Below are 16,677 nucleotides of genomic sequence, written 5' to 3'. Positions count from 1 at the left end.
TTTGGGGGAGTGCACGACAACCAAAGAAGCACCACTAGGGGAGGACCAGCATCATGGGCGTCACGCTCGCCAAGGGAGGCAACGTCTCCCTCTCCAAGGCCGCACCGAACCTCACCAACGTCATGATCGGGCTCGGCTGGGACGCGCGCTCCACCACCGGCGCCCCCTTCGACCTGGACGCCAGCGCCCTGCTGTGCGGCGCCGGGAACCGGGTGCTGGGCGACGACTGGTTCGTGTTCTACAACCAGCTCACGAGCCCCGACGGCTCGGTGGAGCACACCGGCGACAACCTCACCGGTGAGGGCGAGGGTGACGACGAGTCGATCCTGGTGGACCTGACCAAGGTCCCCCTCCAGTGCGAGAAGATCATCTTCCCCGTCTCGATCCACGCCGCCGACGAGCGCGGCCAGACCTTCGGCCAGGTCTCCAACGCGTTCATCCGCGTGGTCAACCAGGCCGACGGCCAGGAACTGGCCCGCTACGACCTGAGCGAGGACGCCTCCACCGAGACCGCCATGATCTTCGGCGAGCTGTACCGCTACCAGAGCGAGTGGAAGTTCCGGGCCGTGGGCCAGGGGTACGCGTCGGGGCTGCGGGGCATCGCCCTGGACTTCGGAGTCAACGTCTCCTGAAGCCGGACGCGGCGCGTGCGCACAAGGCTTCCGGGTTCACCTCTCCCGCGCCCGTGATCTTCGAGGGGTCAAGGTGCGCTGACGGCACGAGGCGGGGACCTGCGGTGTTGTGACGGAGGTCCCCTCACCGCCCCTGATGGCGCAGTGCCCCTCTAGACTCGTGGTCAACATTTAGCAAAGCCGAGTACGGCGCGGGGGAAACTCTCCCCCCAGACATCGTCTGGGAGGTGCCCCCACAACACGATGGGGTAGCCAGTGCTTCTGAAAACCTTCGGCTGGTCGTTCGCGGTCACCGCGCTCGGCCTGGTCGCGGCCGCGTTCTACGGGGGGTGGACCGCCTTCGGGATCGTGGCGATCCTCGCCATCCTCGAGATCTCGCTGTCGTTCGACAACGCGGTGGTCAACGCCGGAATCCTGAAGAAGATGAACGCCTTCTGGCAGAAGATCTTCCTCACCGTGGGCGTCCTCATCGCGGTGTTCGGCATGCGGCTGGTCTTCCCCGTCGTCATCGTCGCGATCAGCGCCAAGATGGGCCCGATCGAGGCCGTCGACCTCGCGCTCAACAACAAGGACCGCTACCAGGAGCTCGTCACCGACGCCCACCCGGCGATCGCCGCGTTCGGTGGCATGTTCCTGCTGATGATCTTCCTCGACTTCATCTTCGAGGACCGGGACATCCAGTGGCTGCGCTGGATCGAGCGCCCGCTCGCCAAGCTCGGCAAGGTCGACATGCTGTCGGTCTGCATCGCGCTGATCGTCCTGCTCATCACCGCCTTCACCTTCGCCACCCACGCCCACCAGCACGGCGGCGCCCACGTCGACAAGGCGCAGACGGTCCTGATCGCCGGCATCGCCGGCCTGATCACCTACATGATCGTCGGCGGACTCTCCGGCTTCTTCGAGGACCGTCTCGAGGAGCAGGAGGAGCGTGAGCACGAGGAGGAGGAAGAGGCCGCGCGCGCCGGCAAGAAGCGCTCGCCGGTCGTCCTGGCCGGCCAGGCCGCGTTCTTCATGTTCCTCTACCTCGAGGTCCTGGACGCGTCCTTCTCCTTCGACGGTGTGATCGGCGCCTTCGCCATCACCAACGACATCGTCCTCATGGCGCTCGGCCTCGGCATCGGCGCGATGTACGTCCGGTCCCTGACCGTGTACCTGGTCCGCCAGGGCACCCTCGACGACTACGTCTACCTGGAGCACGGCGCCCACTACGCCATCGGCGCCCTGGCCGTGATCCTCATGGTCACCATCCAGTACGAGATCAACGAGGTCATCACCGGCCTCGTCGGCGTCGTCCTGATCGCCTGGTCCTTCTGGTCCTCCGTCCGCCGCAACCGCGCCCTCGCGGCCGCGGGCGAGGGCACCGACGAGAAGGCGGAGGTCTCCTCCGGGGTCTGACGGCCCTGGTGAGCCCCTGGGGGCCCGCGTCCGGATCGGACCGGTGGGCGCCCCCTACGGGCAAGATCAGGGACGTGACGGGGTGTGACGCCCCGCGCCGTGAGGAACGCTCTGATCGGGGCGGCCGACGTGGTCGGCCGCCCCGACGGCGTTCGAGACGAGTACCTGGGGGCGGGAATGGGATTCTTCGACGGGCTGCGCGGCGGGCGCACCGCCGAGTTCGACTCGGGCAGCGCCGCGAGCAACGCGATCGAACTGACCAGGCGGCACCAGCAGGTGTCCCTCACCAAACAGGACGCGGCCACCGGCCACCTGCGCGTCAACCTGACCTGGCGGATGCGGACCTCCGACTTCGACGTCAACCAGCGCACCAGCCTCTTCCGGCACCCCTTCCGGGCACTGAAACCACCGGAGGTGCTCGGCCACGGGGAGAGCATGGTCAACGTCGACCTCGACCTGGGCTGCCTGTACGAGCTGATGGACGGCACCAAGGGGGTCGTCCAGCCCCTCGGCGGCTACCTCGGCGACGTCAACGCACCGCCGTACATCAAGCTCAGCGGCGACGACCGGTTCGGCTCGGCGTCCGGCGAGACCATGTACGTCAACCTGGACCATCGGGACGCCATCAAGCGGCTGCTGGTGTTCGTGTACATCTACGACCGCACACCGGCCTTCGACCGCACGCACGCCATCGTCACGCTCTACCCCAGCAACGGCCCCCGCATCGAGATAGGCCTCGACGAACGCCACCCCCAGGCCCGGTCCTGCGCGGTCGTCATGATCGAGAACGTGAAGGGGGAACTGGTCGTCCGGCGCGAGGTCAAGTTCGTCTACGGCTTCCAGGGCGAACTCGACCGGCTGTACGGCTGGGGACTGACCTGGGGACGGGGCTACAAGTCGAAGGTGGAGCAGTAGCCCCTACCGGCCGATGAACTGCGGCCCCTGGGGCGGCAGCCGGAAGTCGGGGTCCAGCGGAGCCGCCGAAACCGGCTGCGGCTGGGCCTGCGGATAACCGTAGGCGGGCAGCCCCGAGGTCGGCTGCGGATAGCCGTACGCCGGCTGCTGGGGCGACGCCGTCTGCGGATAGCCGTACGCCGGCTGGGACGGCACCGCCGTCGTCGGCTGCTCCGGCGGAAGCGGCTGGGACGTCGTCTCCGGCGGAGCCTGCCGAGGCTCGTCCACCTCCGACTCGTCCACCGAGATGCCGAAGTCCGTGGCCAGGCCGCGCAGACCGTTGGAATAGCCCTCACCCAGCGCGCGGAACTTCCAGCCCTCGCCGCGCCGGTACAGCTCACCGCAGATCAGGGCGGTCTCCGCACCCGTCTCCGGCTTGATCTCGAAATGGGCCAGCGGCTCGCCGTCGGCGACGGCGGCGTCGTACAGCAGGATGCACAGCGCCGGCACCTGGTCGAAGGAGACACCGTCCGCCGAAGCGACCAGCAGCACCCGCCCCACACCCGGCTCCACACCGGCGAGATCGGACTGGATGGTGTCGGTCAGGCCCTCCGGGGCCCGCTTCTTGCCCAGCCGCCAGACCTTCCCCGAGGGGTGCCGGGGCTGGTTGTAGAACACGAAGTCCTCGTCGGAGCGCACACGGCCGTCCTGGCCCAGCAGCAGCGCCGAGGCGTCCACGTCCGGAACCCCCTGCCCGGGCGTCCAGCGCAGCACGGCGCGCACCGTGGTGGCCTCGAGCGGGACGTTGGACCCCTTCAGCATCGCGTGCGTCATGCGGTCATCCTGCCTTCTGGGTCCTGGCCACGACAATGCGGGGTGTGGTGGCGCCGATGCGGGCCGGTTACCGGAAGTTCATGCCCGGTGGGAACCCCCGACATCGATCCCTACGTACTATTACCGGCCACCCTTTACCGAATCCAGAGGTCCGACCCGGACCCCTAAGGAGCCGTATGCGTCATTTCGGGCACATCGCCCCCGAGGTGCGGAAGCGTCTCTTCCATCAGGAGCCGTGCGAGTTCACCGCCGACTCCCCGGCCCGGCTGCTCTCCGCGGCCCTGGGCGCCACGCTGTACAGCCCGGCCACCCGGCCGCAGCTGGCCGACGACATCGTCAAACAAGCCGGCAACGGCGTGGTCTCGATGGTGCTGTGCCTGGAGGACTCCATCAGCGACGCGGACGTCGCCGCAGGCGAGGAGAACCTCGTCCGGCAGTTCGCCGACCTCGACTCCCGTACGGGAACCGAACCGCCCCTGCTGTTCATCCGGGTGCGGGCCCCCGAACAGATCCCCGACCTCGTACGGCGTCTCGGACCGACCGTGCGGCTGCTATCCGGCTTCGTCCTGCCCAAGTTCACCGAGGAGAGCGGCAACCCCTTCCTGGAGGCCCTCGCCCGCGCCGAGAGCGAGAGCGGACGCCGGCTCTTCGCCATGCCCGTCCTCGAATCGCCCGAGCTGCTCTACCGCGAGAGCCGCGTCGACACCCTGGAGGGCATCGCCCGCGCCGTCGGCAGGTACCGCGACCGGGTCCTCGCCCTGCGCCTCGGCGTCACCGACTTCTGCTCCTCCTACGGCCTGCGCCGGGCCCCCGACATGACCGCCTACGACGTCCAGATCGTCGCCTCCGTGATCGCCGACGTGGTCAACATGCTGGGCCGCGCCGACGGCAGCGGCTTCACCGTCACCGGCCCCGTCTGGGAGTACTTCCGGGTCCCCGAGCGCATGTTCAAGCCACAGCTGCGGCAGAGCCCCTTCCTCGAGGTGCAGGCCGTCGACCTGCGCGAGAAGCTCATCGAACACGCGATGGACGGACTGCTCCGGGAGATCTCCCTCGACCAGGCCAACGGCCTGCTCGGCAAGACCTGCATCCACCCCTCCCACGTCCTGCCCGTGCACGCGCTGTCAGTCGTCAGCCACGAGGAGTTCAGCGACGCCGCGGACATCCTCCGGCCGGAACGCGGCGGCGGGGGTGTACTCCGGTCGGCCTACACGAACAAGATGAACGAAGTGAAACCGCACCGCGCCTGGGCCGAACGCACCCTGCTGCGCGCCGAGGTGTTCGGCGTGGCCGGCGAGGACGTCGGCTTCGTCGAACTGCTCACCGCCGGAATAACCGGCTGACCCCTCCCAACCCAAGGAACGCATGAACAACGCAGTGAACGACGGGGTCTGGTCCGGCAGCTGGGTCGCCGAGCGACTCGGAGTCGGACTGGAGGGCGACGACGGGCTGCCGGACCTGCTCGGACTCGCGCTGCGCCGCAACCCCAAGCGGGCCCACCTGCTGGTCTCCAACGTGCTCGGCAAACACGTACCCCAGTCACCCTCCGTGGTCTACGGCCACGGATTCCGGCTGGGCCGCCGGGTCCGCGCGCTGCTCGGCGAGACGGCGGCCGCCTCCGCCGTCGTCCTCGGCTACGCGGAGACCGCCACCGGCCTCGGCCACGCCGTCGCCGACGGCCTGGGCCTCGCCCCGTACCTGCACTCCACCCGCCGCCCCGTGACCGGCATCGCCCCCGCCGGCGGCTTCGAGGAGTCCCACTCCCACGCCACCTCCCACCTGCTGCTCCCCGCGGACCCCGCCCTGCTCGCCGGCGACGGCCCGCTGGTCCTGGTCGACGACGAGTTCTCCACCGGCAACACGGTCCTCAACACCATCACCGACCTGCACACCCGCCACCCCCGGGAGCGGTACGTGGTGGTCGCCCTGGTCGACATGCGCTCACCCGAGGACACAGCCCGCCTGCAGCGGTTCGCGGACGACATCGGCGCCCGCGTCGACCTGGTCGCCGCCGCCTCCGGCACCGTACGGCTGCCCGACGACGTCCTCGCCAAGGGCCAGGAACTGGTCGCACGGCACGAGACCGCCCGGCCCGACGAGACACCCGGACCGCCCCGCGGCCGCATCACCCGCGTCGACCTCGACTGGCCCCACGGCCTGCCCGACGGCGGCCGCCACGGCTTCACCCCCGCGCACCGCGCCCGCCTGGAAGCCGCCCTGCCCGCCATGGCGGCCCGGCTCGCCGAAGCACTGCCCACCGGCGCCCGGCACGTCCTCGTACTCGGCTTCGAGGAACTGATGTACGCCCCGCTGCGCCTCGCCCGCGAACTCGAACAGATCGCCCCCGAAACCCGGGTGCGCTTCTCCACCACCACCCGCTCACCCGTCCTCGCCGTCGACGACCCCGGCTACGCGATCCGCACCCGCCTCGTCTTCCCGGCCCACGACGACCCCGCCGACGGCTCCGGCGAGCGCTACGCCTACAACGTCGCGGGCGCCGGCTTCGACGCCGTCGTCGCCGTGGTCGACTCGGCCGCCGACACCCCCGCACTGCACGCCCCCGACGGCCTGACGGCCCGCCTCGCCGCCCACACCCCGCACGTCCTGCTCGCCGTCGTCCCCTCCCACGTCCCCGCGCCCGCCTCCACCACCCCCGAAAGGCCGGACATGCTGCCCGAGCCCCTCCGCGGCCCCGCCTTCTCCTCGTACCCGCCCGACGAGGTCGGCTGGCTGCTGCGGGACCTCTCGGACGTCACCCTCGAAGCACCGACCGAGGAGCGGGAGGAGGCCATCCAGAGCGGCGGCGCCCACTACGCCGAGTCGCTCCCCGTCGAGTACCAGCCCAGCGAGCAGTACCAGCAGCTCTTCCACGCCGCCCTGGACGCCTCGGCCACCCGCATCGCACACGCCGTCGGAGTCGTCACCGAGACCGTCCTCGACGAGCACTCACCCCGGCCCGTACTGGTCTCCCTCGCCCGCGCGGGCACCCCCGTCGGCATCCTGATGCGCCGCTGGGCCCGGTTCCGGCACGGCCTCGACCTCCCGCACTACGCCGTCTCCATCGTCCGCGGCCGCGGCATCGACGCCAACGCCCTGCGCTGGCTGGCCGCCCACCACGACCCCCGCGACGTCGTCTTCGTCGACGGCTGGACCGGAAAGGGCGCCATCACCCGCGAACTCGCCGAAGCGATAGAGGAGTTCGAGAAGACCGAGGGCATCACCGGCTTCAACCCCGAGATCGCCGTCCTCGCCGACCCCGGCTCCTGCGTACGCACCTACGGCACCCGAGAGGACTTCCTCATCCCCTCCGCCTGCCTCAACTCCACCGTCTCCGGCCTGATCTCCCGCACCGTCCTGCGCGCCGACCTGGTCGGCGCGCACGACTTCCACGGCGCGAAGTACTACCGCGAACTCGCCGGCGCCGACGTCTCCATGGCCTTCCTCGACACCGTCAGCGACCGCTTCCAGAACGTCACCGACACCGTCGACAGCGCCGTCAAGGAACTCAAGACCGAGGACCGCACCCCCACCTGGGCCGGCTGGCGGGCCGTCGAGCGGATCAGCGAGGAGTACGGCATCCACGACGTCAACCTCGTCAAACCCGGCGTCGGCGAGACCACCCGCGTACTGCTGCGCCGCGTGCCCTGGAAGATCCTCGCCAAAGCCGGCGCCGGCCCCGACCTCGACCACGTACGCCTGCTCGCCGGACAACGCGGCGTCCCCGTCGAGGAGGTCGCCGAACTGCCCTACACCTGCGTCGGACTCATCCACCCCAAGTACACCCGGGGCGCCACCGGCGCCGACGGCCGGGCGGTGAACGTCTGATGCCGGTACTCGTCGCCAGCGACCTCGACCGCACACTGATCTACTCCGCCGCGGCCCTCGCCCTGACCATGCCCGACGCACGGGCCCCCCGGCTGCTCTGCGTGGAGGTCCACGAGAGCAGACCGCTGTCCTACATGACCGAGACCGCCGCCCGGCTGCTCACCGACCTCGGCGACACGGCCGTCTTCGTACCCACCACGACCCGCACCCGCAAGCAGTACCAGCGCATCAACCTGCCCGGACCCCAGCCGGCCTACGCGATCTGCGCCAACGGCGGACACCTGCTGGTCGACGGGGCCACCGACCACGACTGGCACGCGCGCGTACTGGCACGCCTCGCCGACGAGTGCGCGCCGCTCGACGAGATCCGCGACCACCTCATGCGGACCGCCGACCCCGTCTGGGTGCGCAAGCACCGGATCGCCGAGGACCTCTTCGCCTACCTCGTCGTCGAACGCGAACTGCTCCCCGACGACTGGATGAAGGAACTGGCCGCCTGGGCGGAGAACCGCGGCTGGACGGTCTCCCTCCAGGGCCGCAAGATCTACGCCGTCCCCAAGCCGCTCACCAAGAGCGCGGCCGTACGCGAGGTCGCCCGCCGCACCGGAGCCGAGCTGACCCTCGCCGCCGGGGACTCCCTCCTCGACGCCGACCTGCTCCTCGCCGCCGACCGGGGCTGGCGCCCCGGACACGGCGAACTGGCCGACAGCCAGTGGACCGCGCCGGCCATCACCGCCCTGCCGGAACGGGGCGTGCTCGCCGGCGAACGGATCACCCGGGAGTTCCTGCGGGCCGCCCGGGGCGAAACACCGGCCGGCCCGTCCCGCTGATCAGCCGCAGCAGCCCCCGCCGCAGCAGCCGCCACCCCCGCCGCCGGCGTTCGGCGCCGCGGCCGGGGCGCCGGCCGTGCCGCCCACGGCCACCGTCGACAGCAGCTTCACCGTGTCGTCATGGCCCGCCGGGCAGGCGGCGGGGGCGGCGGACTCCGCCATCGGACGGCTCAGTTCGAAGGTGTCACCGCAGGTACGGCAACGGTACTCATAGCGAGGCATGCGCCCAGAGTAACCGGCACCCGCCCCGGAATCACCGCAGACCGGGACGGTCGGACCCGCCCTCCTCCTTGCCCGGCAGCGACTTCGCCACCGGCGTGCCACCCGCCCCGCGCTCACGCTCCGCGAATCCGGCGGCCGATTCGGGATGGCGCGCCCGGTAGTACGGATTGTCCGGCGGCAAGGTGGAACCGACCCGGCCGTACATCCCGAAGGTCATCAGCAGCAGCCCCACGATGAAACTGAAGAACACGTTCTGGATCCGGAACGCCAGGAAGTTGTACTCACCGTCCAGCAGGGCCAGGTTCAGAAAGCCGTTCAGCAGGAACAGCACCCCGAACACCATGTTCAGCGTCGACGCCACGTTCCCGCCGATCACCATGCCCGCCAGCAGGATCACCCCGACGACGATGGACAGCACACTCAGCGTGCCGTTGGTGTTCAGCCCGATGACCCTGTCACCGCCGGTGTTGAAGAAACCGATCTGGTCGATCAGCCCCAGAATGCCGAAGACGAGCAGGAACGCGCCGATCAGGGCCGCCCCGACGCGGTAGACCGTGTTCAGACGGTGATCGACGGGCAGATGCTCGTCGAACCGGATCCGCCGCTTCGTGTTGACTGCGTGTGTGGCCATGTCCGCTCCCTCCGGGCGCTAACGGAGGCCATCCATCCATCCAGCATCCGCCCGCCCACCCCGAACCGCCACCACACGAACCGGCACCCCGGAGCCACACCGAACACCCGGCACCTCGGCGACCCGCGGCCACACCGGGGACCCGCCTCAGCGGCCCGCGCCGCCCCCGCGCTCCTCACGGATCCGCGACACCACCCCGGCCACCGCCTGCCGCACCGCCTCCAACTCCGTCAGGAAGTGCCAGTAGTCCGGGTGCCGACCCTCCAGCGACCCCACCGCCCGCTCCAGGCGGCCCACCGCCTCGTCCAGCGGACGCGCATGCCGCAGCTCGGGCGTCGTACGCCCCGTCATGGCCAGCCGCTGGGCATCCCGGATCGCGAACCGGGTCCGCTCCGTCTCCGCCTGCGGATCCTTCTGCACCGCGTTCAGCCGGGCGAGCCGGTCACCGGCGGCCGACACCGCCTCGTCCGTACCGTTCAGCAGCGCCCGCACCGTCGAGAGCAGCGACGTGGCGTCCGCCCACCGCTGCGCCTCCCGCGCCGTCTGCGCCTCGCGCAGCTTCAGCTCGGCCTGCCGCACGTTCTCCGCGGCCTGCGCCGGCACCTGCTGCAGATCCTGCCAGCACGCCGCCGCGAACCGCCGCCGCAGCTCACTGAGGACCGGATCGACCTGCCCCGCCCGGGTGGTCAGCGCCTGCGCACGGGTGCGCAGACTGACCAGCCGGTGATCGATCTCCGCCGCCCGCTCCGGCAGCCGCTCCGCCTCGGCCCGGATCGCGGCGGCCTCCCGCTGCACCCGCTCGGCCCGCTCCAGCGTCGGCGCCACCCCGTGCTGCCCGGCCCCCTGATTCAGCCTCGTCAGCTCCGGGGACAGCGCCGCGAGCCGGGCGGCGAGATCGTCCGCCGCCAGCCCCTTCCCCCGTACGGTGTCCAGCGCGTTGCTCGCCCCCAGCAGCGCCTGCCGGGCCCGCTCCACGGCCGGCGCGAGGCGGGCCAACTGGGTCTCGGCCTTGCCCAGCAAAGGCCCCAGCGAGCTGCCGAAACGGTCCAGCTCCTGCTTGACCCGCACCAGCTCGTCCTTGGCGGCGGTCAGCTCGCTCCGCGCTCGGGCGGCCGTGGCGGCCTCCAGACCGTCGCGGTCCAGGTCGTGGGCGTCGACGGCCTGGATGTACCGCTGACTGACCTCGTCGATCCGCGCGCCCAGCGCGGCGAAGTCGGCGACCGCGCGCCGGGCGGCGGGGGAGTCGTCCACGGCCGTGATGGTCTCCACCGAGATCCGCAGATCCCGCTGGGCGGTGTCCAGTTCGTAGAACGCCGCGGCCGCGGCGTCCTTCGCGGCCTGCGCCTCGGCCCGCTGACTCTCCGCCCGCCCGCCGAACCACCGCCGGGTGCCGCCCCCGGCGAACGCGGCCGGCAGCACCAGCGCGACCATCACCGGCACACTCATCAGCGTCAGGACGTCATGCGCCCCCGCGAACCCACGCCGGGTCCGTCCGGTCGGCGACGGCGGGTACGACTGCGTGGATGGCGTGCCCGGTGTCGCCGTCACATCCCTCTCCCGTGCTGTGGTCCGCCCTACCTGGTGTCATTCTCCCACCTGTTGAAGACGAACACACGAGCCCGTCAGTTCGCCGGACGGTCCACGACTTTCAGTGGGAGGGCACGGGTTCCCGTTTCGAACGAGTGACCTTTCCGGCGAGCCGTCGTTGAAGGCGACAGGGGATTCTTCGAGGCCGGTCTTCTCAGGGGGGCGAGTGGGAGAGCTGCGGACGCCGGCGCGCCCGTTCGTCGTACCCGGCCCCACCGGCGTCTCGATCCGGACGCGGCTGCGGGTGACGCGGGCGGACGCCGCCGTGCTCACCGAGGTGGGCATGTTCCTGGGCTCGCTCGCGTCGAGGGACCTGGCGGAGAGGTCGCGGCGGGGATTGGGACGGGACGCCGCCGACCGGGCCGGGCGCAAGCGGGCGCTGACGGGGGACACCTCCGCGCGCTGGGCGGGCACCATCACCGGGGCGACGCACGATCAGTGGGCGCTGGCCCGGCGTGGGCAGGCCGAGGAGATGGCATGGCTGCGGGGTGAGATCAAGCGGATCGGGAGCCGGCTGGCCCGGCCGCTGGGTGCCGGGGCCGACAGACGGACCGGGGCCGTACGCGGATACGCCGGCCGTGCGGAGTGGCATGCGAAGTCCCGCCGTCTTCACGCTCTCAGGGACCGGCTGGGATCGCTGGAAGGGGATTGGACGGATGGCCGGGTGCGTGTGGTGCGCGGTGGCAAGAACCTCGCCCGCCTGCGTCACCACCTGGACCGGGCGGGCCTGAGCCGGCCGGCCTGGGGTGAGCGGTGGCGGGCCGCCCGTATGTTCCTGACGGCGGACGGGGAGTCCGGCAAGCGCTGCGGCAACGAGACCATCCGCGTCACCGGGACCGGGCAGCTCTCGATCAGGCTGCCCGCCGCCCTGAGTCACCTGGCCAACGCCCCGCACGGACGGTACGTGCTGGACGCCGCCGTGGCGTTCACGCACCGGGCCGGGGAATGGCGGGACCGCATCACCGTGCACCGCGCGGTCGCCTACCGCGTTCACCACGACGCCGCACGCGGCCGCTGGTACCTGACCGCCTCGTGGCAGCGCGCGGCAGCTCCGCGGTTGCCGCTCTCGGCAGCCCTCGCCCGTGGTGTGGTAGCGGTGGACATGAACGATGACCATCTCGCCGTCTGGCGACTCGACACCCGGGGCAACCCGGTGGGCGGACCCCGGCGCTTCCCCTACGACATGTCGGGTGGCGCGTCGCACCGGGACGCCCAGCTCCGGCATGCGCTGACCCGGTTGCTGCATTTCACCCGGCGTTGCGGAGCGGCGGCGATCGCGGTCGAGGACCTGCACTTCACCGACGGCGCGGGCCGGGAGCGGTACGGCGCGAACAAGCGGTTCCGGCGTCTCGTGTCGCGCTTCCCGACCGCGCGACTCAGGGCGCGCCTCGTATCCATGGCCGCCGAGCAGGACATCGCGATCGTCGCGGTGGACCCGGCGTACACCTCGAAGTGGGGAGCCCGGCACTGGCAGCGGCCGCTCACGACGGCTACCCGCAGAACGACTCGTCACGACGCCGCGGCCGTGGCGATCGGACGGCGCGCCCTCGGGCATCCGATCCGGCGACGGACGGCACCGCCCCCGCACGACCGGTGTGATCGTGCGGGGCATCGGACCGCCCAGGCCGGAGCGGAGTCCGGGAGTCGCGAGGGACCCCGCCCCCGTTCCCCCGGACCCCGGACAGGATCCGCGTGGCCCGGGAACGGAGCGAACGCGGGAGACCAGCGTGCCCAGGACCGCTCGGGGCACGCGGTTGAGCATGCGCCCTGGCCACAGGGGCCATGACCGCTCAACTTCCAGGAATGGCTGCGTGCTGTCTGCCCGCCCGCGCGGGCTTGCAGGGCAGGCGTCGGGACAATGTAGGCTGTCGAACTGTCCCGGGTGCGTAGCTCAGCGGTAGAGCGCCTGCCTTACAAGCAGGATGTCGGCGGTTCGAAACCGTCCGCGCCCACCACGAGGATGTGAGAAGGCCCAGTCCCCTCCGCGGAGGGGACTGGGCCTTCCGTCTTGGGTGGGGCTGTCGCCCGGGCGGGCCTCGGTGATCACCTGCGCGGGTCAATCGGCGCCTCGCCGGGGTGCGGGGGCCGCGCGGTGGAAGTGCGATGGGCCTGCGGGCCGTTCTGCAGTGCTCCCCAGATCTCCCCCCTCATGCTTCGCGACAGCTGTGGGCCCGCCGCGGGGAAGGATGACAACACGTGAACGGTCCGAACGTCACTGCCCGGCGGTCCGGTGTCCGCTGCCGGGTCCTTTTCGGCTCCGCCGCGACCGCGGCCGCGCTCGCCGGTCAGGTGCTGACCCTCTCGCCCGCCGCGCACGCGGCCGGCGGTCCGACGCCGAGTGCCGGCCCGGTGCTGCCCGAGGTCATCCACGGGGTGCGGGAGTACACCGTGAACGGCACCTTCACGCCGCCCCGGGGGGTGACCCAGATCCACGTCCAGGCCTGGGGGGCCGGTGGTGGCGGGGGAGGCGGAGGCGGTGCCGTCGGGACGCGGGCGGGCGGCGGTGGCGGGGGAGGCGGTGCCGGTGGGTTCACCTGGTGCGTCCTCAACGTCAACCCCGGTCAGCAGTACCGGGTGACCCTGGGCGTCGGCGGCACCCGCGGCAACGGTGGCGGCGCCGCGCAGGGCGGTACCAACGGCACCACCGGCGGCGCGACGACCTTCACCTCCACGAGCCACACCACGCTGCTGACCGCCACCGGCGGTGGGGGCGGCGGCGCCGGCGGGGCCGGCCTGACCGGCCCCGGCACACCGGGTGCCGGCGGCCCCGGTGGCAACGGTTACTGCACCAGCGCCGTGGCGGTGAACCGGACCGGCGCGAACGGGCGGTCCGGCTCCGGTTCGACCGGCGGCGCGGGCGGGGCCGCGGTCGACGGCATCGTCGCGCCTCCCGGGAGGGACGGCAGCGGCGGTGACGGCGGCAACGGCGGTGTCCCGGCGAGCAGCGCCGGCGTCAATGGCGTCAACGGCGGCAACGGCTACCTCGTGGTGTTCGCCTAGGCGGCCCGCTGACCCGGCTCGGCCCGGCCCTCCCGGGCCGTGACGTGGTGGGCCCCGGCGGTACACCCGCCGGGGCCCACCTGTGCGCACCGGCTGCCCGGGGCGCGTCAGCTCTGCTCCGTCCGCTCCTTCTCGGGCGTCTCGGGTGCGTGCTTCAGCCTGCTGCGGGCGTCCACCCGGTCCGGGCCGGAGAGGTCCGACCAGTAGCGGTGGGTGCTGACGAACACCGCGAGCTCGTGCTCTCGCTGCCGCATCTTCTCCACCTCCGCCTGCTCGTCCTCCGTCCACCCGGGGGACGCGGACCGCTCGATCCTGCGCCACCCGCTGTCGTCGCTGAAGCCGTCCAACGGCTCGACGGACCAGGGGAGCCGCTTCAGCAGGGCCGACAGCTCGGCCCGTATCTGGTGCAGCTCCTCCTGACCGGCGAGCAGGTCACTCGGAAAGTCATAGGACGTACCCACGCGGCAATGCTACGTCTGTTCGATTTTGAATGGCGAGGCCGTTCCCGAGGTTCAGTCGAACGGGTGATCGGCTCAGTGGCCGCTCTCGCGCAGCTTTGCGACGAGCCGCGCCGCCACCGGCACCGCCACGCCGTGCCGGTCCGCCGCGCGCAGCAGTGCTCCGCCGATGGCGTCGAGTTCGAGCGGGCGGCCCGCCTCGGCGTCGCGTTGCATGGAGGACCTGGTGGTGGCCGGGAAGGCGGCGTAGCGGGCCAGGGCCGCGGCCGGGTCGGCGGGGGCGCCGCAGGCGCGGCTGACGGCGGCCGTCTCGCCGACCAGTGAGCGCAGTTCGTCCTCGTGCCGGGTGCGCACCTCGCCGAGAGGGACGCCGTACCGCGTGGTGAGCAGGGCGAGGGGCGCGAGGAAGGCCATCTTGGCCCACAGTGCCGCCGTCTCGTCCTCGACGACCCCGGTGGTGGGGCCGGCGCCGGACAGGATCGCGGCGAGGGCGTTCAGGCGGGGCCGGGGCGCGGTGTCGCTCGCCAGGTCGATCTCGGTGAAGGGGCTGTCGTGCTCCAGCACGCCCGGCGCGGTCCGGGTCGCCTCCACCCGGATCACCGCCGGGGCCACGAGGCCGGGCTGGTAGCGGGCGCGCAGGGCCGCGGGGTGTTCGACACCGTTGAGGAGCGGTACGAGGAGGGCGTCGCCGAGCGCGGCGGGCGGGACCCGGGTGAGGGCGTCGTCCAGACCGGTGTGCTTGACGGTGATCAGGCAGGCGTCCACCGGTTCACGCAGTTCGGTGTCGGCCTCCACGGGTGCGGTGAAGTCGCCGAACTGGCGGCTGCGGACCCGGATTCCGCCGGTGCGCAGGGTGTCGGCCGTGTCCTCGCGGGCCAGGCAGACGACGCGGTGGCCGGAGCGGGACAGGAGGGCGGCGAGGAGGCCGCCGACGCCGCCGGGGCCCAGTACGGCCACGGTCCGCCTCGTGCGCTCCGGCTGCTCCGTCCGCTCGGCCTGTGCGGTCCTCGGGGTCTGCTTCGTCGTCATGAGGGAGTTCCTCTCGTCGGTCGGCCCCGGGGTTCGGTGGCCGCCTTCGGCGTGATCCTCGCAGGGGTGTGCGCGTTGCGTGAGACTGGGGGCATGTGCCGGAGTATCAAGACGCTGCGCCCGCCAGTACTGCCCGACGAGGCCACCGAGGACGACATTCACGCCGCCGCGCTGCAGTACGTGCGGAAGGTCTCGGGGTTCCGGGCGCCCGCCGCTCACAACCGCGAGGTGTTCGAGCGGGCCGTGGAGGCCGTGGCTGCGGCCACGGCGGAGCTGCTCGATGGGCTGGAGGTGCGGGGGCGGGCCGTGCGGACGGCGGCGGAGTAGGGCCCGCTCCCCGGGTGCCGGGGTGCCCCGGGCGGCAGGCGGGTCGCCGCTCGGGCGGGTCGTGCTGTCCCGTGCCGGTGCCGCGCCGCCTCTGCCGGGATGGGGTCGATGCCGTCGGTCTCGGGTCCGACAGAGATCTGATGGTTCGTCACATGACGCTGATCGCAAGGTAGTTGGCGCGGAGTTTGCCGTGTCCGGCGTGAGTCGAGTGGCGGCGACGGGTAGCTGTGCAAGGAGTGGATTCGGTCACACTTTCGGTCCGCGTCGCGGCGGCGAGGGCCCCGCTACGTGCGCTCGCGCCCGGAAGGGGGCCGTGAGCGGACGCGAAACCATGGCCAAATGTTGAACTTGCAAGCATCAATTAGGTTCACCTAACCTGGGTCTCCATTCGGTACCGCCGCCCCCACGACCGGCCCGTCCCCGGCCGGCCCGACCGAACCGAAGAGGAGACCCCCCTCATGTCCGCTCGTCTCAACTCCGCCCAGCCGTACGCCATCGGGCTGTTCCGCATGGTCGTCGGCCTGCTGTTCACCGTGCACGGCGCCGCCTCGCTGTTCGGCGTCCTCGGTGGCGCCATGGGCACCCACGGCGGAACCGTCGAGGCCGGCACCTGGCCCGGCTGGTACGCGGCCGTGATCCAGCTCGTCGCCGGCGGTCTGGTCCTGCTCGGCCTCGGCACCCGCGGCGCCGCGCTGGTCGCCTCGGGCTCGATGGCGTTCGCGTACTTCGACGTCCACCAGCAGGCCGCCCTGTGGCCCATCCAGAACGGCGGCGAGCTGTCGGTCCTGTTCTGCTGGTCGTTCCTGCTGCTGGTCTTCACCGGCTCCGGTGCCTTCGGCCTCGACCGGCTGGTGACCCGGCGTACGGCCACGACGCGCCGGCCCGCCGCCGAGCAGGCTCCGATAGCCGCCTGATCCGCTCGCCCGGGCCCTGCATCAAGGTGTCCTGGCAGGGCATACGGACACGGCGCCCCACCCCGCTCCCGAGCGGGGCGGGGCGCTGTCGGGCCCGCC

At 71.8% G+C, this 16,677-nt stretch carries 16 protein-coding genes and 1 tRNA gene; 11 read left to right on the top strand and 6 right to left on the bottom strand.

Going from position 1 to position 16,677, the window contains the following annotated elements; translation table 11 throughout:
• Nucleotides 1–53 precede the first annotated feature (53 nt).
• The 3 genes from ACWCPN_RS01025 (at nt 54) to ACWCPN_RS01015 (ending at nt 2,942) form a co-directional block, all read left to right on the top strand.
• Nucleotides 54–632 carry a TerD family protein gene (locus ACWCPN_RS01025; RefSeq protein ID WP_358927190.1) on the top strand — a complete coding sequence of 193 codons (579 nt, stop codon included), beginning with the start codon at nt 54–56 and terminating at the stop codon, nt 630–632.
• A gap of 255 nt (nt 633–887) precedes the next feature.
• A complete protein-coding gene (locus tag ACWCPN_RS01020; protein WP_199210384.1) occupies nt 888–2,027 on the top strand; it encodes a DUF475 domain-containing protein in 1,140 nt (379 codons plus the stop codon).
• A 177-nt stretch (nt 2,028–2,204) separates the two neighbouring features.
• Nucleotides 2,205–2,942: a TerD family protein gene (locus tag ACWCPN_RS01015; RefSeq protein WP_451202266.1), complete on the top strand. Its 738-nt coding sequence runs from the start codon at nt 2,205–2,207 to the stop codon at nt 2,940–2,942.
• Between the two features lie 3 nt (nt 2,943–2,945).
• On the opposite strand, the gene ACWCPN_RS01010 is transcribed toward ACWCPN_RS01015, so the two are convergent.
• Nucleotides 2,946–3,755: a TerD family protein gene (locus tag ACWCPN_RS01010; protein WP_451201603.1), complete on the bottom strand. Its 810-nt coding sequence runs from the start codon at nt 3,753–3,755 to the stop codon at nt 2,946–2,948.
• Between the two features lie 176 nt (nt 3,756–3,931).
• Between ACWCPN_RS01010 and ACWCPN_RS01005 the strand changes: the two genes are divergently transcribed.
• The 3 genes from ACWCPN_RS01005 to ACWCPN_RS00995 are packed head-to-tail and all read left to right on the top strand — an operon-like array spanning nt 3,932 to nt 8,410.
• Nucleotides 3,932–5,098: an HpcH/HpaI aldolase/citrate lyase family protein gene (locus tag ACWCPN_RS01005; protein WP_451201601.1), complete on the top strand. Its 1,167-nt coding sequence runs from the start codon at nt 3,932–3,934 to the stop codon at nt 5,096–5,098.
• Nucleotides 5,099–5,120: 22 nt separating this feature from the next.
• Nucleotides 5,121–7,580 (top strand): phosphoribosyltransferase, encoded by a 2,460-nt coding sequence (locus ACWCPN_RS01000; protein WP_451201599.1) that lies wholly within the window; start codon nt 5,121–5,123, stop codon nt 7,578–7,580.
• Nucleotides 7,580–8,410: an HAD family hydrolase gene (locus ACWCPN_RS00995; protein ID WP_365123371.1), complete on the top strand. Its 831-nt coding sequence runs from the start codon at nt 7,580–7,582 to the stop codon at nt 8,408–8,410. Before ACWCPN_RS01000 ends, ACWCPN_RS00995 begins: the two co-directional genes overlap by 1 nt.
• On the opposite strand, the gene ACWCPN_RS00990 is transcribed toward ACWCPN_RS00995, so the two are convergent.
• The 3 genes from ACWCPN_RS00990 to ACWCPN_RS00980 form a co-directional block, all read right to left on the bottom strand.
• Complete coding sequence (locus ACWCPN_RS00990; RefSeq protein ID WP_199210381.1) at nt 8,411–8,632, bottom strand: FmdB family zinc ribbon protein; 222 nt, start codon at nt 8,630–8,632, stop codon at nt 8,411–8,413.
• A 31-nt stretch (nt 8,633–8,663) separates the two neighbouring features.
• Nucleotides 8,664–9,263, bottom strand: a complete 600-nt coding sequence (locus ACWCPN_RS00985; protein WP_451201597.1) for a DUF4383 domain-containing protein — start codon at nt 9,261–9,263, stop codon at nt 8,664–8,666.
• Between the two features lie 147 nt (nt 9,264–9,410).
• Nucleotides 9,411–10,811, bottom strand: a complete 1,401-nt coding sequence (locus tag ACWCPN_RS00980) for a hypothetical protein (protein WP_451201595.1) — start codon at nt 10,809–10,811, stop codon at nt 9,411–9,413.
• Between the two features lie 205 nt (nt 10,812–11,016).
• Between ACWCPN_RS00980 and ACWCPN_RS00975 the strand changes: the two genes are divergently transcribed.
• From ACWCPN_RS00975 to ACWCPN_RS00965, 3 genes are all read left to right on the top strand, one after another.
• The gene (locus ACWCPN_RS00975) at nt 11,017–12,636 is read left to right on the top strand and encodes an IS200/IS605 family accessory protein TnpB-related protein (RefSeq protein WP_451201593.1); all 1,620 of its coding nucleotides are present in this window, start codon (nt 11,017–11,019) and stop codon (nt 12,634–12,636) included.
• A 94-nt stretch (nt 12,637–12,730) separates the two neighbouring features.
• A tRNA-Val gene (locus ACWCPN_RS00970) sits at nt 12,731–12,805 on the top strand.
• A gap of 241 nt (nt 12,806–13,046) precedes the next feature.
• Complete coding sequence (locus ACWCPN_RS00965; RefSeq protein WP_451201591.1) at nt 13,047–13,850, top strand: glycine-rich domain-containing protein; 804 nt, start codon at nt 13,047–13,049, stop codon at nt 13,848–13,850.
• 107 nt (nt 13,851–13,957) lie between these two features.
• Here the strand turns inward: ACWCPN_RS00965 and ACWCPN_RS00960 are convergent, their stop codons facing one another.
• Nucleotides 13,958–14,311 carry a hypothetical protein gene (locus tag ACWCPN_RS00960; protein ID WP_451201589.1) on the bottom strand — a complete coding sequence of 118 codons (354 nt, stop codon included), beginning with the start codon at nt 14,309–14,311 and terminating at the stop codon, nt 13,958–13,960.
• A gap of 72 nt (nt 14,312–14,383) precedes the next feature.
• Nucleotides 14,384–15,337, bottom strand: coding sequence for a ketopantoate reductase family protein (locus ACWCPN_RS00955; RefSeq protein WP_451201587.1), 954 nt, complete (start codon nt 15,335–15,337; stop codon nt 14,384–14,386).
• Between the two features lie 93 nt (nt 15,338–15,430).
• On the opposite strand from ACWCPN_RS00955, the gene ACWCPN_RS00950 reads away from it, so the two are divergent.
• Together ACWCPN_RS00950 and ACWCPN_RS00945 are read left to right on the top strand one after the other, a co-directional pair.
• Nucleotides 15,431–15,664, top strand: coding sequence for a DUF2277 domain-containing protein (locus ACWCPN_RS00950; protein WP_365123361.1), 234 nt, complete (start codon nt 15,431–15,433; stop codon nt 15,662–15,664).
• 458 nt (nt 15,665–16,122) lie between these two features.
• Nucleotides 16,123–16,578: a DoxX family protein gene (locus ACWCPN_RS00945; protein WP_451201584.1), complete on the top strand. Its 456-nt coding sequence runs from the start codon at nt 16,123–16,125 to the stop codon at nt 16,576–16,578.
• The last annotated feature ends 99 nt before the right edge of the window (nt 16,579–16,677 follow it).

Source organism: Streptomyces sp. NPDC002386 (genome assembly GCF_053593175.1).
This window is presented reverse-complemented; position numbering and strand designations above follow the sequence as displayed.

Coding starts and splice junctions, on each gene's coding strand:
- ACWCPN_RS00945 (WP_451201584.1), top strand. CDS start 16,123: ATGTCCGCTCGTCTCAACTCCGCCCAGCCGTACGCCATCGGGCTGTTC.
- ACWCPN_RS01025 (WP_358927190.1), top strand. CDS start 54: ATGGGCGTCACGCTCGCCAAGGGAGGCAACGTCTCCCTCTCCAAGGCC.
- ACWCPN_RS01015 (WP_451202266.1), top strand. CDS start 2,205: ATGGGATTCTTCGACGGGCTGCGCGGCGGGCGCACCGCCGAGTTCGAC.
- ACWCPN_RS01000 (WP_451201599.1), top strand. CDS start 5,121: ATGAACAACGCAGTGAACGACGGGGTCTGGTCCGGCAGCTGGGTCGCC.
- ACWCPN_RS01005 (WP_451201601.1), top strand. CDS start 3,932: ATGCGTCATTTCGGGCACATCGCCCCCGAGGTGCGGAAGCGTCTCTTC.
- ACWCPN_RS00995 (WP_365123371.1), top strand. CDS start 7,580: ATGCCGGTACTCGTCGCCAGCGACCTCGACCGCACACTGATCTACTCC.
- ACWCPN_RS00985 (WP_451201597.1), bottom strand. CDS start 9,263: ATGGCCACACACGCAGTCAACACGAAGCGGCGGATCCGGTTCGACGAG.
- ACWCPN_RS00955 (WP_451201587.1), bottom strand. CDS start 15,337: ATGACGACGAAGCAGACCCCGAGGACCGCACAGGCCGAGCGGACGGAG.
- ACWCPN_RS00950 (WP_365123361.1), top strand. CDS start 15,431: ATGTGCCGGAGTATCAAGACGCTGCGCCCGCCAGTACTGCCCGACGAG.
- ACWCPN_RS01010 (WP_451201603.1), bottom strand. CDS start 3,755: ATGACGCACGCGATGCTGAAGGGGTCCAACGTCCCGCTCGAGGCCACC.
- ACWCPN_RS00990 (WP_199210381.1), bottom strand. CDS start 8,632: ATGCCTCGCTATGAGTACCGTTGCCGTACCTGCGGTGACACCTTCGAA.